The 20,011-nt window shown below is 59.1% G+C and carries 23 protein-coding genes; 10 read left to right on the forward strand and 13 right to left on the reverse strand.

Going from position 1 to position 20,011, the window contains the following annotated elements; all coding sequences use genetic code 11:
• Window positions 1-135: 135 nt before the first annotated feature.
• Complete coding sequence (locus G6L97_RS09955; protein ID WP_174002883.1) at window positions 136-672, forward strand: AAA family ATPase; 537 nt, start codon at window positions 136-138, stop codon at window positions 670-672.
• 203 nt (window positions 673-875) lie between these two features.
• Here G6L97_RS09955 and G6L97_RS09960 read toward each other — a convergent pair whose 3' ends face one another.
• The 6 genes from G6L97_RS09960 to G6L97_RS09985 all read right to left on the reverse strand — a co-directional run bounded on the left by G6L97_RS09960 (window position 876) and on the right by G6L97_RS09985 (window position 6,548).
• Window positions 876-1,994, reverse strand: a complete 1,119-nt coding sequence (locus G6L97_RS09960) for a branched-chain amino acid ABC transporter substrate-binding protein (protein WP_003513936.1) — start codon at window positions 1,992-1,994, stop codon at window positions 876-878.
• Between the two features lie 118 nt (window positions 1,995-2,112).
• Window positions 2,113-2,466 carry a DUF6867 family protein gene (locus G6L97_RS09965; RefSeq protein ID WP_003513938.1) on the reverse strand — a complete coding sequence of 118 codons (354 nt, stop codon included), beginning with the start codon at window positions 2,464-2,466 and terminating at the stop codon, window positions 2,113-2,115.
• Between the two features lie 171 nt (window positions 2,467-2,637).
• Window positions 2,638-3,366, reverse strand: a complete 729-nt coding sequence (locus G6L97_RS09970) for an ABC transporter ATP-binding protein (RefSeq protein ID WP_003513939.1) — start codon at window positions 3,364-3,366, stop codon at window positions 2,638-2,640.
• Window positions 3,366-4,244 (reverse strand): ABC transporter ATP-binding protein, encoded by an 879-nt coding sequence (locus tag G6L97_RS09975; RefSeq protein ID WP_111784105.1) that lies wholly within the window; start codon window positions 4,242-4,244, stop codon window positions 3,366-3,368. The genes G6L97_RS09970 and G6L97_RS09975 overlap by 1 nt, the downstream gene beginning before the upstream one ends.
• Complete coding sequence (gene livM / locus G6L97_RS09980; protein ID WP_370647612.1) at window positions 4,244-5,596, reverse strand: high-affinity branched-chain amino acid ABC transporter permease LivM; 1,353 nt, start codon at window positions 5,594-5,596, stop codon at window positions 4,244-4,246. The genes G6L97_RS09975 and livM overlap by 1 nt, the downstream gene beginning before the upstream one ends.
• Before the next feature lie 49 nt (window positions 5,597-5,645).
• A complete protein-coding gene (locus G6L97_RS09985; protein ID WP_003513958.1) occupies window positions 5,646-6,548 on the reverse strand; it encodes a branched-chain amino acid ABC transporter permease in 903 nt (300 codons plus the stop codon).
• A gap of 335 nt (window positions 6,549-6,883) precedes the next feature.
• Here G6L97_RS09985 and cysQ point away from each other — a divergent pair, with 335 nt between their 5' ends.
• The 4 genes from cysQ to G6L97_RS10005 all read left to right on the forward strand — a co-directional run bounded on the left by cysQ (window position 6,884) and on the right by G6L97_RS10005 (window position 10,077).
• Window positions 6,884-7,678 carry a 3'(2'),5'-bisphosphate nucleotidase CysQ gene (cysQ, locus tag G6L97_RS09990; RefSeq protein WP_111784106.1) on the forward strand — a complete coding sequence of 265 codons (795 nt, stop codon included), beginning with the start codon at window positions 6,884-6,886 and terminating at the stop codon, window positions 7,676-7,678.
• Between the two features lie 386 nt (window positions 7,679-8,064).
• The gene (locus tag G6L97_RS09995) at window positions 8,065-9,108 is read left to right on the forward strand and encodes a DUF2793 domain-containing protein (protein WP_111788418.1); all 1,044 of its coding nucleotides are present in this window, start codon (window positions 8,065-8,067) and stop codon (window positions 9,106-9,108) included.
• 191 nt (window positions 9,109-9,299) lie between these two features.
• The gene (gene sciP, locus G6L97_RS10000) at window positions 9,300-9,575 is read left to right on the forward strand and encodes a CtrA inhibitor SciP (protein WP_003513963.1); all 276 of its coding nucleotides are present in this window, start codon (window positions 9,300-9,302) and stop codon (window positions 9,573-9,575) included.
• Between the two features lie 220 nt (window positions 9,576-9,795).
• Window positions 9,796-10,077, forward strand: a complete 282-nt coding sequence (locus G6L97_RS10005) for a GNAT family N-acetyltransferase (protein WP_003513965.1) — start codon at window positions 9,796-9,798, stop codon at window positions 10,075-10,077.
• Window positions 10,078-10,287: 210 nt separating this feature from the next.
• Here G6L97_RS10005 and G6L97_RS10010 read toward each other — a convergent pair whose 3' ends face one another.
• Together G6L97_RS10010 and G6L97_RS10015 are read right to left on the reverse strand one after the other, a co-directional pair.
• On the reverse strand, window positions 10,288-10,491 hold the full coding sequence (locus tag G6L97_RS10010) for a DUF1059 domain-containing protein (RefSeq protein WP_003513967.1): 204 nt from the start codon (window positions 10,489-10,491) through the stop codon (window positions 10,288-10,290).
• 312 nt (window positions 10,492-10,803) lie between these two features.
• Window positions 10,804-11,154, reverse strand: coding sequence for a flagellar export protein FliJ (locus G6L97_RS10015; protein WP_003513968.1), 351 nt, complete (start codon window positions 11,152-11,154; stop codon window positions 10,804-10,806).
• Between the two features lie 481 nt (window positions 11,155-11,635).
• Between G6L97_RS10015 and ctrA the strand changes: the two genes are divergently transcribed.
• Together ctrA and G6L97_RS10025 are read left to right on the forward strand one after the other, a co-directional pair.
• A complete protein-coding gene (ctrA, locus tag G6L97_RS10020) occupies window positions 11,636-12,340 on the forward strand; it encodes a response regulator transcription factor CtrA (RefSeq protein ID WP_003491823.1) in 705 nt (234 codons plus the stop codon).
• Window positions 12,341-12,422: 82 nt separating this feature from the next.
• Window positions 12,423-12,938 (forward strand): GNAT family N-acetyltransferase, encoded by a 516-nt coding sequence (locus G6L97_RS10025; protein WP_174002885.1) that lies wholly within the window; start codon window positions 12,423-12,425, stop codon window positions 12,936-12,938.
• A gap of 50 nt (window positions 12,939-12,988) precedes the next feature.
• Here G6L97_RS10025 and G6L97_RS10030 read toward each other — a convergent pair whose 3' ends face one another.
• The 3 genes from G6L97_RS10030 to chpT all read right to left on the reverse strand — a co-directional run bounded on the left by G6L97_RS10030 (window position 12,989) and on the right by chpT (window position 15,419).
• Window positions 12,989-14,035, reverse strand: a complete 1,047-nt coding sequence (locus G6L97_RS10030) for an alpha/beta hydrolase family protein (RefSeq protein ID WP_174002887.1) — start codon at window positions 14,033-14,035, stop codon at window positions 12,989-12,991.
• 122 nt (window positions 14,036-14,157) lie between these two features.
• On the reverse strand, window positions 14,158-14,685 hold the full coding sequence (locus G6L97_RS10035; protein ID WP_111784154.1) for a GNAT family N-acetyltransferase: 528 nt from the start codon (window positions 14,683-14,685) through the stop codon (window positions 14,158-14,160).
• An 86-nt stretch (window positions 14,686-14,771) separates the two neighbouring features.
• Window positions 14,772-15,419, reverse strand: a complete 648-nt coding sequence (gene chpT, locus G6L97_RS10040) for a histidine phosphotransferase ChpT (RefSeq protein ID WP_003513974.1) — start codon at window positions 15,417-15,419, stop codon at window positions 14,772-14,774.
• A gap of 250 nt (window positions 15,420-15,669) precedes the next feature.
• Between chpT and G6L97_RS10045 the strand changes: the two genes are divergently transcribed.
• Together G6L97_RS10045 and G6L97_RS10050 are read left to right on the forward strand one after the other, a co-directional pair.
• The gene (locus G6L97_RS10045) at window positions 15,670-16,266 is read left to right on the forward strand and encodes a DUF1134 domain-containing protein (RefSeq protein ID WP_003513975.1); all 597 of its coding nucleotides are present in this window, start codon (window positions 15,670-15,672) and stop codon (window positions 16,264-16,266) included.
• A 143-nt stretch (window positions 16,267-16,409) separates the two neighbouring features.
• Window positions 16,410-17,609 carry a coiled-coil domain-containing protein gene (locus G6L97_RS10050; protein WP_111784153.1) on the forward strand — a complete coding sequence of 400 codons (1,200 nt, stop codon included), beginning with the start codon at window positions 16,410-16,412 and terminating at the stop codon, window positions 17,607-17,609.
• An 84-nt stretch (window positions 17,610-17,693) separates the two neighbouring features.
• Here G6L97_RS10050 and G6L97_RS10055 read toward each other — a convergent pair whose 3' ends face one another.
• Both G6L97_RS10055 and G6L97_RS10060 read right to left on the reverse strand, forming a co-directional pair.
• Window positions 17,694-18,566, reverse strand: a complete 873-nt coding sequence (locus G6L97_RS10055) for a TrmH family RNA methyltransferase (protein ID WP_025594351.1) — start codon at window positions 18,564-18,566, stop codon at window positions 17,694-17,696.
• A complete protein-coding gene (locus G6L97_RS10060; RefSeq protein WP_003513978.1) occupies window positions 18,556-18,948 on the reverse strand; it encodes a hypothetical protein in 393 nt (130 codons plus the stop codon). The genes G6L97_RS10055 and G6L97_RS10060 overlap by 11 nt, the downstream gene beginning before the upstream one ends.
• 38 nt (window positions 18,949-18,986) lie before the next feature.
• Between G6L97_RS10060 and G6L97_RS10065 the strand changes: the two genes are divergently transcribed.
• Window positions 18,987-20,009 (forward strand): RluA family pseudouridine synthase, encoded by a 1,023-nt coding sequence (locus tag G6L97_RS10065; protein ID WP_111784152.1) that lies wholly within the window; start codon window positions 18,987-18,989, stop codon window positions 20,007-20,009.
• Window positions 20,010-20,011 lie beyond the last annotated feature (2 nt).

The following is a 20,011-nucleotide window of genomic DNA, read 5'->3' on the forward strand; positions in this document are numbered from 1 at the left end:
CATCGACTTATTCGCCGAGCGAGTGCAGCGTATTTCTTCTCCCCTCGAGGAAAGAAACAAGCGGCAACGCCGCAATCCAAGTCCCCAAAAACCATCACCTTCCATCCAACCCAAACCCCGCGCGGGGAGGTTCCCATGCACCATTTCATTATTCTTTCCGGCTGCTCCGGCGGCGGTAAATCAACCCTGCTTGCCGAGCTTGCTCACCGTGGTTTCGCGACCGTCGAGGAACCGGGGCGGCGCATCGTGATTGAGGAAACGAGAAATAACGGCACCGCCCTCCCCTGGATCGACCTGGAAGCCTTTGCCCGCCGGGCGATCGCCATGGCGCTGGAGGACCGGCAAAAGGCGCCAGCGGAAGGCTTCGTCTTCTTCGACCGCGGCCTGATCGACGCCGCCTCAGCACTTCATCATATTAGCGGCGATGGATTCATCGAAACGCTGCGGCGCACGAACCGCTACAACCCGCTGGTCTTCCTCACCCCGCCCTGGCCGGAGATCTACCGAGGCGACAGCGAGCGCAAGCACGGTTTCGAGGTGGCAGTGGAGGAATATCAACGCCTGATGCACGACTATGCCCGTCTGGATTATGAGACGATTGTGCTGCCGAAAGCACCCGTCACGGAACGTGCCGATATTGTGCTGGAGAGGCTGGCGGCTGAAGCTGGCTGAAGGCGCGATCGGAGCCAAGTGTTTCGAGCCTTTCCCATCACCGTCATTCCGTCTTTGAGACGGAATCCGTCTGACGTGCGGCTCGGAAAGTGTTTTAGCCCAAGGACTTGGGCTGGCTGGGTGCTGACGCCGAAAATGCCCCGCACCAGAAAGCAGAAAGCCCGGTCTTGCGACCGGGCCTCCATATTGCAGTCCAGTAAGACTTACGTCCCCTGCTGGATGTAGGTGAACTTGCCGTCCGGGCCCTTCTTCCACTCGTACATGACGTAACCGGGAAGCTTCGGGTCGCCCTTCTCGTCGAAGGAGATATCGCCGAGTGCGGTCGGGAAGGTGCCCTTCTTCAGAGCTTCAGCAACCTTTTCCGGCTCAACGGAACCGGCAGCCTTGGCAGCACCGGCAATCGCCTGCAGGGCGGCGTAGGAGTAGAGCGTGTAGGCTTCCGGGTTGAAGCCGGCGGCCTTGAACTTCTCTACCAGTTCCTTGTTTTCAGGACGCAGCGTCGGATCGGGACCGAAGGTGTTCAGCGTACCTTCGACGGCGTCGCCGGCGATGGAAGCAAGTTCGTTCGAGACGATACCGTCGCCCGAGATGAGCTTCGCCTTCAGACCCTGGTCAGCCGACTGGCGGATGATCAGACCGGCCTCGGTGTGCAGGCCACCCCAGTAGATAACGGAAACGCCGGCTTCCTTCATCTTGGAGATCAGTGCGGAGAAGTCCTTGTCGCCGACATTCACGCCTTCATACATGGCTTCCGTCAGGCCGGCCGCATTGGCTGCCTTCTTGGTTTCGTCGGCAAGGCCCTGACCATAGGGGGTCTTGTCGTGAATGATGGCGATCTTGGCGTCCTTGTAGTGGTCGGCCAGATACTTGCCGGCAATGCCACCCTGCTGGTCGTCACGACCGCAGGTGCGGAAGGTGTTCCACAGGCCACGCTCGGTGAAAACAGGGTTGGTCGCAGCAGGCGTTACTTCGAGAATGCCGTTTTCGGCATAAACTTCGGAAGCCGGAATGGAAACGCCGGAGTTGAAGTGACCGACGACGAACTTCACGCCATCAGCAACGAATTTGTTGGCAACCGAGATACCCTGCTTCGGGTCGGAAACGTCATCGCCGAGAACGATCTTGATCTGCTCGCCGTTGATGCCGCCTGCAGCATTGATATCCTTCGCAGCCTGTTCAGCACCCTTCTGAAGCTGAGCGCCAAATGCGGCGTTCGGGCCTGTCAGCGGGCCGCCGACAGCGATCACGATATCGGCCCAGGCCGAACCGCTGAAGGCGACCATGGCGGTCAGCGCAACGGCGGAAAGAAGAGACTTCTTCATTACTATACTCCCAGTTCCTTTGGATGGGTTGACTACCAGGACCTGTTCAGTACCCACCTTAACCGAACAGGAAACGTTCCACTCACGCGAGTATCGTGCAGCCGGAGGAATCCGGCTGTCAATCTTTCTTTTTATATGAAAATGCCGACGTCCGATCGTAGAGCCAATAGTAGTTATTGACCATCTGGCTCGTCCTGCGCATGCGGAAACCGATGCTGGAAAAAGCCAGAAGAAGAACGACGTCAAACACGTAGTAGAAGCCGTTGATGAACGGCCCGTTGAAAAGCGCGAAATGCAGAAACCGCATCACGAGCCCCAAAGCCAGCGTATAGATCACCACACGCGGGAAATCGCCCCAGCCATCGGCGACGGATCTGCCCGTGCGCCACGCCGTCCAGAAACCAAGAAGAACAACCAGTGCGCGCAGAATATAACGCACGCCGCTATCGGTCTCGAATAAAAGGCCCTGCATCTTCTTTCCCCATCAGCGCCGGGATGCAAATGTCCGGCCCTGCCTTGTTTGTCGTCCCGCCGTTTTTCCGGCAGGCATTTTATTGTTTGCCACCGGCCATTTCCCCTTCGAAAACGGCCGGCGGCGGTTCGTTATCTTGCGCCGCAAAATTTCCGGCGCAAGTAAAATCTTTCAGTGCCGGCCGCCTTCGAGATAGGCCGCGCGTACCTGCGGATCAGCCAGCAATTCCCTGCCCGAACCGCTCATCGTCACCTTGCCGTTGACCATCACATAGGCGCGGTCGGAAAGCTTCAGTGCCGCAAAGGCGTTCTGCTCCACGAGGAAGACGGTCAGGCCCTCTTCCTGGTTGAGCTTCTTGATGGCCTCGAAGATGCCCTTGACGATCAGCGGGGCAAGGCCAAGCGACGGTTCGTCGAGAAGCAGCAGTTTCGGCCGTGCCATCAGCGCGCGGCCGATGGAGAGCATCTGCTGCTCGCCGCCGGAAAGCGTGCCACCACGCTGGCTCTGACGTTCTTTCAGCCGCGGGAACATGACGAAAATCTTCTCGACGTCCTCTTTGAAATATTTGAGGTTGTCGAGATTGGCGCCCATCTGCAGGTTTTCCAGCACCGTCATGCGCGGGAAAATCCGGCGGCCCTCGGGTGACTGGGCAATACGCTTGCGGGCGATGAGGTGCGTCGGCAGGCGGGTAATGTCTTCGCCGTCGAACGTCACCTGGCCAGTGCGCGCCTGCGGGCTGCCGCAGATGGTCATCATCAGTGTCGATTTGCCGGCGCCGTTGGCGCCGATAAGGCTGACAATCTCGCCCTTGTTGACCTCGACATCGACACCGGCCAAGGCCCGGATGTTACCGTAGTAGGTTTCGACACCCTGTACTTTGAGAAGCGGTTCACCGGACATCAGGCCACTCCTCCGTCGAGTTCTTCCGCAATCACGTCTTCCACTTCATCATCCTCGACACCCAGATAGGCGGCGATGACCTTCGGGTCGTTCTTCACATGGTCCGGCGAACCGTCGGAAATCTTCTGGCCGTATTCGAGAACCACGACGTGATCGGAAATCTGCATCACCACCGACATGTCGTGCTCGATCAGAAGCAGCGACGTGCCTTCGTCGCGGATACCGCGCAGCAGCGCATTGAGCGCCAGCGATTCCTTCGGGTTGAGACCGGCCGCCGGTTCATCGAGGCACAGAAGTTCTGGCCCCGTGCACATGGCGCGGGCGATTTCCAGGCGGCGCTGCGCGCCATAGGGCAGATCGCCGGCCGGGTCGTCGGCGCGGTCGGTCAGATCGGCCTTGTCCAGCCAGTATTTGGCCCTATCGATCGAACTGTTGACCGCCCTCTTGTAGGCGGGCAGGCCGAGAAGACCGAGAATGGTGTAGCCCGATGCCTTCATAAGCGCATTGTGCTGCGCCACCAGCAGGTTTTCCAGAACCGTCAGACCCGAAAACAGGCGGATGTTCTGGAAGGTACGCGCCACCTTCGCCTTCTTGGTGATCTCGAAATCCGGAAGGCGCTCCAGAAGATGCGCCTCGCCGTTTTGCTGACGCATGGTGATCATGCCCATCGTCGGCTTGTAGAAGCCGGTGATGCAGTTGAAAACCGTGGTCTTTCCAGCACCGTTCGGACCGATCAGCGCCGTGATCTCGCCGCGCTTCGCCTCGAAGGAGAAGTCATTGATGGCCATCAGGCCGCCAAACCGCATCGAGAGATGTTCGACCTTGAGGATCGTGTCGCCAGTTAGATTGGGTGTCATGTTTGTCGTTCCGGAAGCCATCAACCGTGACCTTCCTTGGTAAAGCTGCCCGAGACGGCCTTGCGTTCCCTGAGGAAGGCCGTCGGTTCTCGTGAGCCGACAAAGCCGCGCGGCTTGAACAGCATGACGATGACCATGGCGAGACCGAACAGCAGCATGCGGTAGAGTTCCGGCGTGAAATCAGGCCCGAAGACATGCTTCAGGAATTCCATTTCGCGCAGCAGCTCCGTGCCGCCGACCATGACGAGGGCGGCAATGGCGATGCCCGTGAGCGAACCCATGCCGCCGAGAACGACAATGGCGAGGATGACGGCCGATTCCAGGAAGACGAAGCTTTCCGGCGATACGAAACCCTGACGGGCGGCGAAGAACGAACCGGCGAAACCGCCAAACATCGCGCCTGTCGCAAAAGCGGTAAGCTTGGTGATAACGGTATCGATGCCGAGCGAGCGGCAGGCGATTTCGTCTTCACGCAACGCTTCCCACGCCCGGCCGATCGGCATGCGGCGCAGCTTGATGGTGACGTAAGCCGTCAGCATGCACAGAAGCAGGATCACGTAGAACAGGAAGATCTTGTAATAGGCCGACGACATCGTCAGGCCGAAGGCCTTGGCGAAATTGTTCGGCGCGCCGACATCGAAGGACCAGATGCCGAAGATAGACGCCTTGGCGATGCCGGAAATGCCGAAGGTGCCCTTGGTCACATCCGTCCAGTTCAACAGCACGAGACGGATGATTTCACCGAAGGCGAGCGTGACGATGGCAAGATAGTCGCCACGAAGTCTGAGCACCGGGAAGCCGAGAATGATGCCCCAGAAGCCTGCGAGAATGCCGGCCACCGGCAGAAGCACCCAGAAGGACAGGCCGAGATGGCTTGACAGCAGCGCGTAGGAATAGGCGCCCACCGCATAGAAGGCCACATAACCGAGATCGAGCAGGCCCGCGAGGCCGACGACGATGTTGAGGCCCCAGGCCAGCATCACATAGATCAGGATCTGGATGCCGAAATTGTCGACGAATTTCAGCGAGCCCTGAAAACCGAACAGCTGCACGGCGACGACGGGGTAAAGCAGCAGCAGGACAAGCGCGAGCTTCAGGAAGTGCTTGTGGAAAAAGCCTTTTTCCTCGGAGATTTCCAGAATGCCGCTTTTGGCCTTGGCAAGCTTGCGGCGATCCATCGACGGCCGGATGAAGCCGACCATCAGGAAACGGCCGATGGCGGCGACGCCGACGAAGATCGACAGAAGCCCCCAGCGGGTGCCCCAGATAAGCTGGTTGTTGATGTCCTGATAGGTGACGATACCGACGTATAGAATGAACATGCCGAGCGAGACGATGCCCGCAAAGATGCCTTCCTTCACCGCCGTTGCCATCAGGCTCGGGCTGGAAGTGTCGTTTTCGGAAGCGATATTGGTCATGGGATCACACCTTCTCGACTTCCGGACGACCGAGAATGCCGGTCGGCTTGAAGATCAGCACGAAAGCCAGGATGCCGAATGCCGCGACGTCCTTGTAGGCAATGGAGAAATAGGCGGACCAGAGAGATTCGATGAGGCCGATCAGGAGACCGCCGAGAACGGCACCCGGAAGCGAACCGATACCGCCGAGAACCGCTGCGGTAAACGCCTTGACACCCGGAATGAAGCCATCGTTGAACGATGCGACACCGTAATACATCAGATACATCGTACCGGCGACCGCCGCGAGTGCGGCACCCATGATGAAGGTGATCGAGATCGTCTTGTCGACATCCACACCCAGAAGGGCCGCCATCTTGCGGTCCTGTTCCGTGGCGCGCTGCGCCCGGCCGAGCGGAGTCTTGTTGACGATGTACCAGAAGGCGAACAGCAGCACCGACGTCACCGCCATGATGATGAACTGCTTCAGCGAGACGGTGATGGAGCCGAAATGGTAGCTGTCCGTCACCATTGACGGGATCGGCTTGTTACGCGGACCCTGTGTCACCTGGATGAAGTTGGACAGCGCGATCGACATGCCGATGGCGGTGATCAGCGGCGCAAGGCGGAACGAGCCTCTGAGCGGACGGTAGGCCACGCGCTCGATCACCCAGTTCCACAGGCCGGTCATCAGCATGGCGACGACCATCATCAAAATCAGAAGAAGCGCCACCGGAATACCGGCAAAAAACGATGTTGCGATCAGAAAAACGATCAGCGCGGCGAAACCGCCAAGCATGAAAATATCGCCATGAGCGAAGTTGATCATGCCGATGATGCCGTAGACCATCGTATAGCCAATTGCGATGAGGCCGTAGATCGATCCAAGAGTCAGCCCGTTGATGAGCTGCTGGATAAAATACTCCATGTCTTTCCCCTGGGCATGACCTCTAATGAGCCACGCCTCGTTTATGTTAATTATAGGGAGAACCTTTTCGATTAGCCCCCACCTGCAAAATGCATATCGTGTTCGCTAAAAATGTGAAGTCAAAAACGGGCGATCCTGCACAAAATTTGGAATTTCCACATTCGTTGCCGTTTTCCCGATCAGAATAGCCAGGATTTCGGCAGTAAGTGCTAAAAAATTGGCGTTCGAATGCTTATTTCAGTGTTGCCTGACGCATTGTTTGACGGGTGGCGGGCAAAAGAGTAGCGAAATAGAGGGGTAAAGGATCCCCGGCACGAAATGGCAACGGCAACAAGATGATCGACATATTGACGAAAGCGGCGCTGGACGCCGGGCAGGCAATCATGGCGGTCCATCGCGCCGGGCCACACGTATCGTACAAGGACGATTGCTCACCCGTGACCGAGGCAGACCAGCGGGCGGAGGTGATCATTCTGCAGGCACTGGCTGCGCATTTTCCCCAAATCCCGGTCATTGCCGAAGAAGCGGTCTCGAACGGCATTGTGCCGGAGACAGGCACGGAATTTTTTCTGGTCGATCCGCTGGATGGGACCAAGGAATTCATTTCCGGCAAGGATGATTTCACCGTCAATATCGCCCTGATCAGAAACGGCGCGCCGGTTGTCGGCGTGGTTTACGCCCCCTGCCGCGGCCAGGCCTGGACCGGCAAAGACGACAGCGCCGAAAAGCTCGCAATATCAGGCGAAGGAGCGATCCTCGCGCGCCACCCCATCCGGGCACGCCAGCGCGGCGCCTCCCCCGTGGCGCTGATCAGCCGCTCGCACTGTACCGCGAAAACGGAAGCCTTCGTGGCCGAACACGGCCTGAAAGACTGCATTTCCGTCGGTTCCTCACTGAAATTCTGCATGCTGGCGGAAGGTGCTGCCGATATCTATCCCCGCTTCAGCCGCACCATGATGTGGGATACGGCGGCAGGCGACGCCGTACTGCGCGCCGCCGGTGGCAGAACGCTGGATTGCGAGGGCCGGCTGCTTGCCTATGAGGTGAGAGGCGATGGTGAGGATGCACTCGCCAACCCGGATTTCATTGCCGAGGGCGCAATGGCAGCGACGGTGGAAATTGCGACATAAGCCTGCGAGGAGACCGCTAGACCTCCTTCGGTGATCAGGCGTTTTTAGGCGTTCGCTTCGGTGTCTGCGGCTTACCCCCCTTTGCCCTGCCGGGCATCTCTCCCACAGGTGGGGAGATCGACTCGTGGCAAGGTCTCGCAGATCTCAATGTTTGAGAATGAAGCGACGGTAAAGCCGCTTGCCGATCTCCACCCTTGTGGGGGAGATGCCCGGCAGGGCAGAGGGGGGTAAGCCGCATACGCCGAGCCCCAAAATCAGTTCCTCTATATCGATCATACCGGCGTTGAACCGGTATCTCGGAAAATAATTTCATCCCCGCTCATCCCCGCCCCGCCGCGCCGCATCACAATCGCCGGCGAACAGCCACGGAGCGCGGAAGAGACATCATGACTGAACAGACGGCGAGACTTAGGCTTCCTTATATCCTGCCCTCGCAGGCACAGAAACACGTCACCCACAACGAAGCGCTGCAGCGGCTGGACGCGATCGTCCAGCTGGTCGTCAAGGACGTGGTCGCCGCCCCGCCCGACAATTCGCCGGAGGGAGACTGCTTCCTGCTCTCGCTTGACGCGGCTGGTGACTGGGCGGGCAAGGGCGGGAAGCTTGCCTTCCGGCAGGACGGTGCATGGCTGCTGATAGTGCCGCAGCCCGGCTGGACGGCATGGTTTGCCAGCGAGGGTAAACATCGCGTCCTGCGGGACAGCGCATGGCGGGACGTGCCGCTGCCTGCCGCGGCGACCCTCGAAAAGCTTGGTATTGGCACACAGGCCGATGTCACCAACCGTCTGGCGCTTGCCGCCCCCGCCAGCCTCTTCACCCACACAGAAGAGAACGGCAACCACCGCATGGCGATCAACAAGGCGGCAAAGGCCGATACCGCCTCGCTGCTGTTCCAGTCCGGCTGGAGCGGCCGGGCGGAAATGGGCCTTGCAGGCAATGACGGTTTTTCGATCAAGACCAGCACCGACGGCATTTCCTGGCACACGGCCCTTTTGTGCAGCGGCGACGGCAGGGTCACGATGCCGAACCGGCCCGTGGTTCTGGCCAGCCTGCCTTCGGGCACGACGAGGCCGGCCAACGGCTCGGCTTCGGGGTTTTCAATGCTCTTCATCGATGAGGGTGGTTTCGTTCTCGGCGACGCGGTCGGCACAGGCGGCGGAAGGGAACTCGTCGTTCCCGTGAAAGGTCTCTATCTGGCCACCCTGTCGCTTGCCGTGGTGTCCTCATCCGGGCACCGGGTTTCGCTTGCCGTCAACGGCGCGGCTGGCGGCCTCACTGTAGCGGGCAACGCCTCCAATGCCGGCACCTCGCAGTCGACGACCCTTATCCTGCCCCTCAATGCCGGCGATCGCCTGCGGCTGGTGCATGAGGGAACCGCGGAATTCGCCCACGGCAGCGGGAAAACGTGCCTTTCGCTTGCGGCGTTGTGAGGAAAACAACCGATGGACGATAAAAAACACGATTTTTGGAAAAATTTTTTCCCGACAAAATAAGGCGACTCGAACAGATCGGGCGAAACCGTTCAAATTCTTAATAAATTGTCACGAACTGCTTAGGCAATTTTTAAAGGTACGGGGCTAAAGTTCCCGTCATATGGTCTTGAGTTTGTATAGAGTGTCCAATGACCGAAATGATACGCCCACGAGTTAAATATGTCATCGGCCCCGATGGCAGCCCTCTGACGATTGCGGATCTTCCGCCGTCAAATACCCGTCGATGGGTTATTCGCAGAAAGGCAGAGGTCGTCGCCGCCGTGCGCGGAGGACTGCTGAGCCTTGAGGAAGCCTGCGAGCGTTATACGCTCACCGTCGAAGAATTCCTGTCCTGGCAATCGTCGATTGCCGATCATGGCCTTGCAGGCCTGCGCACCACGCGCATTCAGCAATATCGCCACTAAACCAGTGCGCCGGCGCGGCAACGCGCCCAAACCGAACTTCCAAAACGCCCCGTCGTATCGACGGGGCTTTCGGTTTGATTTTGGATTTCCCCTGAAAATTGCCAGACACAGCCGGTGACTGTCACCGGTTTGTGTCCACTGCGTTCGCTATCCCGCTGTTTCAATTCAGGCGCAGGCCGTTACAGTGGAAAAAACGAAAAGCAATGCGAAGGCAGAGATCATGGATATCAAGACAACCGAAACCGGATCGCGCGGCGAATATTCGGCAACCATCGACGGCCACAAGGCCGAGATGACCTATTCGCGCACCTCCCCTTCCCTCATCATCATCGACCATACCGGCGTGCCCGATGCACTGCGGGGCAAGGGTGTCGGCCAGGCGCTCGCCGCCCATGCCATCGATGAAGCGCGCAAGGGCGGCTGGAAAATCATTCCGCTCTGCCCTTTCTTCAAGGCTCAGACGCTACGCCACCCTGACTGGGCAGATGTTATCAAGGGGTAACTAGCCAGACGGGCTGAGGCTCGGGACAAAACCTCAAGTTTGTTTTTTAGCGAAAGCGGAGCCCACACGCTCCGTCACCCCGGCCAAGAGCCGGGGTCCAGCCAGCTCAAATCCTTGAGCTTAAGGGAATCTTCCGCCGCGCAGACGCGCGTCGGCTGGATGCCGGATCAGGCCCGGCATGTCGACGGATAATTTTCAGGCTGCCAGCAATCACGCCACCTTCAGCGGCGGTGTTCCTGCATGTATGCTCCTTCGAACTTCGGCCCGAAATTCCGGCGTATCCTCGGCGCCATGCACTGCCACGGCATGTTGAACCGCCGCTTCCATGAGCTCCTCTGGCGTATCGGCTGAGATGGCGATCGAGCATTTGCTGTCGCTCGGGAATTCGCGGCAATCGATATATTGGCGGGCCATTTGTTTCCTCCCCGCTTCTGGCCCACCCGCGTCCGCGCTGGGCGCGCGTGGGACAAGCCTCCGGCTCTTGGTCGGAACTTCACCAAATTACGCCTTTCCCCGGCCCCGGACAATCGAAAACGCAGGGATCCCCTGCATCCCTGCCCCGCAAGAAACCAGCAGGGCAAGACGCTGCGATGCGCCAAAGCAAAAGGCCGCCAACGAGGGGCGGCCTTCCAGAAAAAAGCATGGGCATCCTGTCATTGAAAGCCGCCTCCTGATCCACCGGCAGCCGTCAATGAGGACGATCCTTATATGATCTTGCGCCAATACCTAGGCGCGGGCGCGGATCGCTCCGTCGCGGTTTTCCAGTGCCGCCGCCTTTTCATATTCGGCCTGCACCTCTTCCAGAGAAGCCTCTGCGGCTTCCTGCTGGGTCTTCAGCTCCCGGATCGAGACCTGAAGATTGTCCGCACGCTGACGCGCGGCCTTGGCGAAGGTCGGATATGCGAAGTGGGTCGGATCGGTAATGCCAGACTTGCTCTCTTCCAGCGATATCTGATGCACCAGTTCCTTTGCCATCCGCTCAAACTCGGACATCATCTGCTGCAACTGGTTAAGTTGCCGGCGTTTTTCATTAACCTGAAATTCTTTCAGGCGAACCAGGCTGTCACGCGACTTCATACGCAATACTCCATGGATAGCGAGACCCGGATCAAAAAGGCACTATGCCCCCTCGATCGGCCCGTTTAACCCGCCCGCTCAACCGGCCCGGTTAACCCGTTGTGCCGGAATGATTCCCAAAAGTTACCCGGCGTTAATAAAAAAACGCCGCCGTTAACCTTTCGTTTACGGGCATCGTTAATGATAAACACGATCATTTAAGGGTCGGTAAATGCCAGGTCCAAAAAAACGGGCCCGACGATGTAAGAGTCGATTGAATCACTTAGCGAGATATCCTCACGTTAAGCTTCAATTTTGGCGATGGTGGATTCACGTGCAAAAACAGCGAAATGCCAACTTTGCTTAATAAATTCGATACACCTTGCCAAAGGCAATTAGAATTTGTTAACCATTTGGTGGCAGCCTGCAAATCAGGCAACGTCTGGATCCGCATCGCGCGAGGCAATGATTTACCAATCTGCGGGCGGCAAAGGGGATAATTATGCGGGTTCTACTTATTGAAGACGACAGCGCAACAGCGCAGAGCATCGAACTGATGCTCAAGTCGGAAAGTTTTAACGTCTACACGACCGACCTCGGCGAGGAAGGCGTGGACCTCGGTAAACTCTACGATTACGACATTATTCTTCTCGATCTCAACCTGCCCGATATGTCGGGTTACGAGGTCTTGAGAACCTTGCGCCTTTCCAAGGTCAAGACACCCATCCTCATCCTCTCCGGCATGGCCGGCATCGAGGACAAGGTTCGTGGTCTCGGCTTCGGCGCAGACGACTACATGACGAAGCCGTTCCACAAGGACGAGCTTGTTGCCCGTATTCACGCAATCGTCCGCCGTTCCAAGGGCCATGCGCAATCGGTCATCTCCACCGGCGAGCTGATCGTCAATCTCGATGCCAAGACGGTTGAAGTGGGCGGCCAGCGCGTTCACCTGACCGGCAAGGAATATCAGATGCTTGAGCTGCTTTCGCTGCGCAAGGGCACGACGCTGACCAAGGAAATGTTCCTGAACCACCTTTATGGCGGCATGGACGAACCGGAACTGAAGATCATCGACGTCTTCATCTGCAAGCTGCGCAAGAAGCTCGCAAATGCTGCAGGCGGCGCAAACTACATCGAAACCGTCTGGGGCCGCGGTTATGTCCTGCGCGAGCCTGATGGAGCCACGGAATTTCTCGAAACCGCCTGATCCCCTTCAGGATATGGCAGTTTTTAAAAGACCCGCTGGCGACAGCGGGTTTTTTGTTGCGATTTCATGATTGGATAGTGCCATGGACCATTCTATCCCCACCCTCAGAACGGAACGCCTGATTTTGCGCCCGCAGATCATGGCGGATTTCCCCGCCTATAGAGACTTTATGGCGTCAACCCGCTCCATCGGCGTCGGCGGACCATATGACCTGCCGTCAACCTGGGGCGTTTTTTGTCACGATCTCGCCAACTGGCATTTTTTCGGCCACGGGGCGCTGATGATCGAACTTGGCGAAACCGGGCAATGTATCGGCCAGGTCGGCATCAATCACGGCCCGCTATTTCCCGAAAAGGAACTGGGCTGGCTGCTTTATGGCGGCCAGGAAGGCCACGGTTATGCTGCGGAAGCGGCCTCTGCACTGCGCGACTGGGCATTCGAGACCCTGAAATTGCAGACGCTGGTCAGCTATGTCTCGCCGCGCAACAGCAAATCAGCAGCAGTTGCACAGCGCCTCGGCGGTGTTATCGACCCATCGACACCACGGTCTGATCCCGAAGACCTTGCCTATCGGTATCATCCGCAAAAAGTGGCCTGAAGGGTCGGGACGTCGCGCAACGGTTCATCGAGACGTCCCGAACACCTGTCTTAATGCATTTCCACGTTCAGGAAGCCGACAATCGCCTCCGCGATCTGCCGGTGGATTGCCAGGCGGTTCCTGCCACCGCCGTCACGGCAGACGAAACCTTCCCCCGGTGAAAGCTCCTCGACGATTTTTTCGCCGTTTGGCTTGCATGTCTGCATGAAGCTGAAATGGCTGGCATCCGGTATTTCGCGATAAACCGTGGTCGCCTTTGGCAGATTGCGGGCGATATATTCCGAATCAGCCTTGATAGCGGCAATCTCGGGCGTTTCCACACCGGCGGCCAGAACCAGAACCGGTACATCGACACGTTTCAGCGTTTCCGGCAGGAAACCGGCAGCCGGGCCAGCGTCGAGCGCAATCACCGCGCGGATGCGAGCATCGCGCAAATCCATCGAAAGGCGTGGATCGGCCTTGCCACCGTTAACGATTCCGACCTTGGCCAGCAACCGTGGTGCCTTGCATTGCGGCAGAACCTTCTCCGCATTGCAGTCTTTTAGCGCGCGATCGGCGCTGTAGCGGGCGCCAGTCAGCTCCATGGCGGTCCAGCCTCCGAGAGAATGGCCGATGACCGCGATGCGTGCCCTGTCGATTTTTCCAGCGAGTTGATCGTTATCGAGCAACGCCGTCAACGTTCGGCTGATGTCGCGCGGGCGTTCCCATAACGGCACGATCTCCATCGCATTCTCTTCAGTGAATGATTCGCCCGCGTGATCCGGCGCGGCCACGATATAACCCTGCTGAACAAGCTCACCGGCGATCCAGTTCAGATTGCGCCAGCTTCCGCCAAATCCGTGTGACAGCAACACCAGAGGACGGGAACCGGCCAGAAACGACGCATCAGGTTGAACCTCGAGACCATGAAAGGCAGCGTTTTCGCCCACTGTCTCAGTTTTTCCCGATGGTGCGGACGGATACCACAATGACAGGTTCAGCATTCGCGTGCCCGAATCATCGGGCAATTTTAGCTGTCTGAAACCAATAGCGTTCTCCGCCATCACGGGCGCAGCGGTGGAGAGGATGGCGATGGCGACCACAAGAAAATAGCGCATGTGAAGCTCCAAAAATTGATCTTGGATCAACCCTTGGTTCAAACCGCCACCGTCCGAGACCTCGAACAGGTTTCAGGACGCCCTGAAACGCGATTGAGACGGCACGGTGGGAATGCGCAGTACTAAACCCCCACCACCCGCTCGAAAAGCCGGATGGGATTGCCCCGGAATGTCGAATCGCGAAACAGGCGGAAGCCGAAACGGGCGGCGATGACGAGCGAGGGGGTGTTGAGCGGGTCGATCATGCAGACGGTCCGCTGCGAAATTCCGCTGCGATCAAACCACCCTGTTGCCGCCGCCACCGCCTCGGTCGCGACGCCCTTGCCGTTCAGATCAGCATCGATTTTCCACATCGCTTCTGGCACGCCATCGAAATCGGTGCCGTTTCCACGGCGCATATGGGCAAAGCCCACCTCGCCGACGATACGCCCGGAGCTTGCCTCCTCCACGACAAAGGGACCGAAGCCGAAGACCGACCAATGGCCGATGAAGCGCAAAAGACGGGCAAAGGCGATTTCGGGGTCCAGCGACGTAATCGATGTGACCCCTTCGATGGGCCGGACATCCGCGCTCCAGAACGCACAATAAAGCGCTTCATCCGTGATGGCGTGCGGCCGCAGGACGAGGCGCGCGGTTGTCAGACGTGTCATGAACCTCTTCCCCAAAAGCAAAAAAGGCCGGCGCGTCGGAAAACGCTACCCGGCCCTTTCACAAAACTACCTCTGCAACTGAACGATCACGCGGCAACCGTCTTTGCGGTAAACACGATGCGATCCTCATGCACCTTGTATTCCACGGCCATATCGGCCTCCTCCGCCAGAAGCAGCGTGTAATAGGGCTGCACGGAATGGGCGTCGACCGCCTCTTCCAGCCTGCCTTCGTAGATCTCGGCGAATTTGGCCGGAATGCGCATCATCTTGCCCTTGACGGTGATTTCGAATTTGGCGTCACCCTCAGGGTCTTCCAGCACCACATCCACATTACCCCCGCGCGGGATCGCGCTGTAGGACACGAGAAAGAGGTTGAGCAAAAGTTTGACACGATTTTTCGCGACGATGGCGCGCGGGCCGTTCCAGGTCACTTCGGCCTTCTTTTCGGCGGCAGCGAAATCCTTGGCGGCTTTTTCAGCCTCGCCGGTATCGATCGAAGCGCCAGCGGAGCCGGACGCGCCGAAAGCAAGGCGGGCGAACTTCAGCCGCACGGATGCGTTAAGAGCGGATGTGCGGATGAGATCCAGCGCATCGTCATCGGTGCCGCCCTCGTCCAGCAATTCGAGGCCGTTATTGATGGCGCCGACAGGAGAGATCACGTCATGGCACACACGACTGCACAGAAGAGCTGCCAGATCGGGGCCGGACAGCGTGATATTGAGTTTGCTCGTCATAAAATTCTCTCCTGCGCAAGGGAGGCGCGGACGGTGTGGAAATTGTTAAGCCATAATGACACCATATTTGGTAAACCGATTGTTAATAGGATGGTTTCAAAATGCCAAATGCCTTAACAGGCCACCCTGGAGCGCCCTGCGTCCGTTCGGACGTATAAAGGATGCTCTGGAACTTTGAATCTTCGCATGGGCCCTGCCGAAAATCGATTCGGATTTTCGGGCTGATGCACCAACGAACAGACGGACGGACATGACGATGCGCCTTACGAAAACCCGCACCATTGCACGCCTCGGACTGGGAAAGATTTTTGCGCTCCTTGCCAGCCTTTTGATGTGGGCCGCACCGGCCTCGGCCCAGAACAGCGATCAATATTCTTTTCAGGAAGTCGTGGATGCAGGCCACGGATTCTTCGGTGAAACCACCGGCGGCCTCGCCAAGGTGGTGGAACGCGCCTTCCAGCAATACGGTCTTCCGAACGGTTATATTCTGGGGCAGGAAGGCTCCGGCGCTTTCGTCGCGGGCCTCACCTATGGCGAAGGCACGCTTTATACCAAGAATGCCGGCCAGCATCCCGTCTTCTGGCAAGGCCCGTCGCTCGGCCTCGATTACGGCGGCCAGGGCACCCGCGCCATGATGCTGGTCTACAATCTGCCGTCGGTCGATTCGCTTTATCGCCGTTACGGCGGCGTCAGCGGCTCCGCCTTCATCGTCGCCGGCGTCGGCATGACCTATCTGAAAAGCAGCGATGTCACGCTGGCACCCATTCGCACCGGCATCGGCGCGCGCCTCGGCATCAATGTCGGCTACCTGAAGCTTACCCAGGAACCGACCTGGAACCCCTTCTGACGCTGAGATGGGGAGGCACTCTTGCGGCTCCCCGCGCAATTGCCTTGGCGATACCCCTCCCAACGGTTGCAATAATAGCGTAACGTGCTCTCGCGCTCCTCTTTCCGAATGCGCGCGTATCTGAGTTTCGGAGACTGTCTCGCGTGATTGAATATGCCATTCTTTTCGGATTGGGTTTTCTCACCGCAACCCTGCTGGCCTTGCTGATCGCGCCCGCGATCCATCGCCGCATCGTTGCCTATACGGAAAACCGGCTGCGCGCGACAATGCCCATCAGCCCCCAGGAAGTTCGCGCCCAGAAGGACATGGCACGCGCGCTCTATGCCGCCGAAAACGCCAAGGTTCGTCAGGAACTGGACACCGAACGGGAAAAGAACACCTCGCTCCGCCTCGCCAACGAGGCAGCATCCAGCGACGCCTATCGCCTCGGCGAGCAGAACCGCGGCCTTTTGCTGAAAATCGAGGAATTGACGCTGGAAATCGGCGAATTGCGAGGCGCACTCGACGCCAGCGAGGAACGCGCGAGCGCAATACAGGCAAACCTTCTGGAGCAGGAACAGGCCGCAAATGCGCGTGCCGGCCAGATGTCTGAGATCACCGCTCGCCTCACCAATCTGACCCGCGAGCTGGATGATTCGAAAATCCTCGCCGCCACCCGCGATCTGGAGGCCGAGCAGGCAAAACAGACCGCCTCGCGTTTCCGCAAGGAGGGCGAAACGGCGACCCGCGAATTGCAGGATGTCGCTGCCCGCAACAAGGAGGCCATGACGGCGGTTGCGCGCGAAAGCCGCAAGGTCACCCGGCTGGAAGAACAGATCGCCAGTGTCATGGCAAAAAATGCCGATCTCGACACCATGCTGACCCTGCGCAATCAGGAGGTTGCCCGCCTGAAGGAACAGCTTGCCGCAACCGGCGGCCGCGCCGACGACATGATCATTCGTCTGCCCAACCCCGCCGTACTGAACGGGGAAACCGCAAGCCAGCCGCAGAAGGCGCCCGTCCTGCCCGAAATCGCGCCCGTGGTCGCGGCAGACATTCCACCGGTCTCAACCGCCATGGAACCGGCAGCGACGCCGCCGGAAGGTCTGGAGCAGGAGATCGAGGATATCCGCAATCAGGGAACGGCACTCACCGAACGCCTTCTGAATGTGCGCGGCACCGGCAACGACGAACCGATCCGTCGCGAAATCGCCCGCATCGCCGCCCAGATGATCGCGCTCACCGCAGCGCAGGAGGGCGAGAAATCGCCGATCCCGGGGCTGCTTGCGAAAGCCGCCGCCTCGACCGGCCGTGAGAGCCTTGCGAAGCGGGCGAGTGTGTTGATGGAGAAGCGGAAGGGTTGATACCTCTACGCCTTTGCGTATGCGGCTCACCCCCTTATGCCCGGCAGGGCAGAGGGGGGTAAGCCCCACGCGCAAAGGGTAAACCTAAACCCGCCCTATCGCCCCCGCCATCTGATAAAGCGCCAGCCCCGAAGCCGTCCCCGCATTCAAACTGTCCAATTGCGGCGACTGCGCAATCCGGGCGGTATGGAACCGAGACAGTACCGATTGCGGCAACCCCTCGCCTTCCGTGCCGATGACCAGCGCCATGCGCTCCGAACGTGGAATATCGCGAATCTCGGTCTCGCCATTTGGCGAAAGGCTCCAGATCGCAAAACCGGCCTGCGAAAGCCGCTCCAGCATCTGCACCGCACCACCGCCGCGATGATAGGGAACCGAGAGAACGGAACCGACGGACACCCGGAGCGCCTTGCGATAGAGCGGATCGCATGAAGTCTCGTCCAGAAACACCGCATCGGCATAAAAGGCCGCGGCGTTGCGGAACATCGCACCCAAATTGTCGTGGTTGGAAATGCCGCAGCCCACCAGCACCAGCGACGAGGCGGGAAGCGCGTCCGTCAACCCGTCCAGCGTAATGTCACGCACCCGGCGGCCGAGCGCCAGAATGCCGCGATGCAGGTGAAAACCGACAATGCCATCCAGCACCGGCGCTTCCGCCACATAGACCGGCACATCGGGCGGAAAATCGGCAAGGATATCCGCGACGCCGGAAAGCCGGTTCTTGAGGATGAGAATGCTTTCCGCCGCAAAAGCACCACCCGCCTTGTGGGCGGCGGCCAACATGCGCAACACAACCGTGCCTTCCGCGATGAAACGGCCCTGGCGACCGGTGAGATCACGCTCGCGAATATCGCGAAAGGCGGCAATGCGCGGATCGGCCGGGTCTTCGACCGGGATCAGAGCTCGACCGTCCAGGAGCGCATGCGCGCCCGCCGGATCAATATCCTCACTGGGCATCGACCGTCACATCGGCGAGAAACCGGCCGGCCGCGACGTTGAAGACCAGCGCCTTGCGGGTGCCGTTGGCAAGCTTGCCGTAAAACAGCATGTCACCGCCGGAATAGCTGACATTGTCGATTGTAAAGCCCTGCGGCAGGCTGGCGGTCACGGCAAGCGGTCCGTTGCCGGTGGGAACCGCCAGATTTTGCGGTACGCTCTGCGTTACAACGGTTTTCGATGGTCCTACCGCCTTGTAGACAACCGCGCCGAACACAGCCATAAGGCTGATGAACATCACGGAGCCCGACACGATCTGCAAACGGATCATCTTGCGGCGAACTTTATCCATGGCCGGATCAAGCGGCTTGTCTTCCTGTTCGTCTTGCTCGATGTGCGTCATCGGGTTCCCTAGAATGCTGATTGATCGGAAAAATAAGAATGAACGACCCCTTTAAACAAGGCGGAGACGCAAGGAAAGTCCTGATTGCCGGCGAAGACGCCGAAGGCCGCATCGATGTGTGGCTGGCGGGCGAAGTTGGCGGCGATCTGTCGCGCAGCCGCCTGAAAGCCCTGATCGAGCAGGGTGCCGTTTTATTGAACGGCACGCCGGTGACCGAGCCGAAAAAGAAGGTGCACCCGCACGACCGCGTCGAGATCGTCATGCCGGAGCCGGAAGACCCCGAACCCAAGGGCGAGGATATCCCGCTCGATGTGGAATATGAGGACGACGACCTGATCGTGCTCGTCAAACCCGCCGGTCTCGTCGTGCATCCCGGCGCCGGAAACTGGACCGGAACGCTGGTCAACGCCCTCATCTATCATTGCGGCGACAGCCTCTCCGGCATTGGCGGCGTGAAGCGCCCCGGCATCGTGCATCGGCTGGACAAGGAAACCTCCGGCGTCATGGTCGTGGCGAAAAACGACAATGCACACCGCCATCTCGCCGCGCAATTTGCCGATCACGGCCGCACCGGCCCGCTGGAACGCGCCTACAAGGCCGTCGTCTGGGGCCGACCGCGCACGCTGCGCGGCACCATTGACGCCGCACTCGGCCGCGGCGCCGACCGCACCAAACGCGCCGTCAAGCGCGAGGACACGGACGATGCCCGCGAGGCGATAACCCATTACGAGGTTATGGAACGTTTTCATGAAAAGGCGGATGCGTCCTGCCTCGCCTCGATGGTGGAGTGCCGCCTGGAAACCGGCCGCACCCATCAGATCCGCGTGCACATGGCCCATATCGGCCATCCGTTGATCGGCGACCCCGAATATGGCGCGGCCTTTCGCACCAAGGCGAACCTGCTTGATGAACCGGCAAGAAGCACCGTCAACCGCTTTCCGCGACAGGCGCTGCATGCCTATCTCCTGGCCTTCGAACACCCCCGCACCGGCGAGGTGATGGAATTCGAAACAGACATGCCTGATGATATGGAAGAACTGCTCATCGCCCTGCGGAGCTGAAA

This window comes from Agrobacterium tumefaciens (genome assembly GCF_013318015.2).
In the GTDB taxonomy this organism is placed as follows: Bacteria; Pseudomonadota; Alphaproteobacteria; order Rhizobiales; family Rhizobiaceae; genus Agrobacterium; species Agrobacterium tumefaciens.

Excerpts from the sequence above, each read along its gene's own strand:
- G6L97_RS10065 (WP_111784152.1), top strand. The coding sequence starts at position 18,987 with ATGAACGACCCCTTTAAACAAGGCGGAGACGCAAGGAAAGTCCTGATT.
- G6L97_RS09985 (WP_003513958.1), bottom strand. The coding sequence starts at position 6,548 with ATGGAGTATTTTATCCAGCAGCTCATCAACGGGCTGACTCTTGGATCG.
- G6L97_RS09965 (WP_003513938.1), bottom strand. The coding sequence starts at position 2,466 with ATGCAGGGCCTTTTATTCGAGACCGATAGCGGCGTGCGTTATATTCTG.
- G6L97_RS10025 (WP_174002885.1), top strand. The coding sequence starts at position 12,423 with ATGGACCATTCTATCCCCACCCTCAGAACGGAACGCCTGATTTTGCGC.
- G6L97_RS10060 (WP_003513978.1), bottom strand. The coding sequence starts at position 18,948 with ATGACGCACATCGAGCAAGACGAACAGGAAGACAAGCCGCTTGATCCG.
- G6L97_RS10015 (WP_003513968.1), bottom strand. The coding sequence starts at position 11,154 with ATGAAGTCGCGTGACAGCCTGGTTCGCCTGAAAGAATTTCAGGTTAAT.
- livM (WP_370647612.1), bottom strand. The coding sequence starts at position 5,596 with ATGGCAACGGCGGTGAAGGAAGGCATCTTTGCGGGCATCGTCTCGCTC.
- G6L97_RS09960 (WP_003513936.1), bottom strand. The coding sequence starts at position 1,994 with ATGAAGAAGTCTCTTCTTTCCGCCGTTGCGCTGACCGCCATGGTCGCC.
- cysQ (WP_111784106.1), top strand. The coding sequence starts at position 6,884 with ATGATCGACATATTGACGAAAGCGGCGCTGGACGCCGGGCAGGCAATC.
- G6L97_RS09975 (WP_111784105.1), bottom strand. The coding sequence starts at position 4,244 with ATGGCTTCCGGAACGACAAACATGACACCCAATCTAACTGGCGACACG.
- G6L97_RS09970 (WP_003513939.1), bottom strand. The coding sequence starts at position 3,366 with ATGTCCGGTGAACCGCTTCTCAAAGTACAGGGTGTCGAAACCTACTAC.
- G6L97_RS09995 (WP_111788418.1), top strand. The coding sequence starts at position 8,065 with ATGACTGAACAGACGGCGAGACTTAGGCTTCCTTATATCCTGCCCTCG.
- chpT (WP_003513974.1), bottom strand. The coding sequence starts at position 15,419 with ATGACGAGCAAACTCAATATCACGCTGTCCGGCCCCGATCTGGCAGCT.
- ctrA (WP_003491823.1), top strand. The coding sequence starts at position 11,636 with ATGCGGGTTCTACTTATTGAAGACGACAGCGCAACAGCGCAGAGCATC.
- G6L97_RS10010 (WP_003513967.1), bottom strand. The coding sequence starts at position 10,491 with ATGGCCCGCCAATATATCGATTGCCGCGAATTCCCGAGCGACAGCAAA.
- sciP (WP_003513963.1), top strand. The coding sequence starts at position 9,300 with ATGACCGAAATGATACGCCCACGAGTTAAATATGTCATCGGCCCCGAT.
- G6L97_RS09955 (WP_174002883.1), top strand. The coding sequence starts at position 136 with ATGCACCATTTCATTATTCTTTCCGGCTGCTCCGGCGGCGGTAAATCA.
- G6L97_RS10055 (WP_025594351.1), bottom strand. The coding sequence starts at position 18,566 with ATGCCCAGTGAGGATATTGATCCGGCGGGCGCGCATGCGCTCCTGGAC.
- G6L97_RS10005 (WP_003513965.1), top strand. The coding sequence starts at position 9,796 with ATGGATATCAAGACAACCGAAACCGGATCGCGCGGCGAATATTCGGCA.
- G6L97_RS10045 (WP_003513975.1), top strand. The coding sequence starts at position 15,670 with ATGACGATGCGCCTTACGAAAACCCGCACCATTGCACGCCTCGGACTG.
- G6L97_RS10030 (WP_174002887.1), bottom strand. The coding sequence starts at position 14,035 with ATGCGCTATTTTCTTGTGGTCGCCATCGCCATCCTCTCCACCGCTGCG.
- G6L97_RS10035 (WP_111784154.1), bottom strand. The coding sequence starts at position 14,685 with ATGACACGTCTGACAACCGCGCGCCTCGTCCTGCGGCCGCACGCCATC.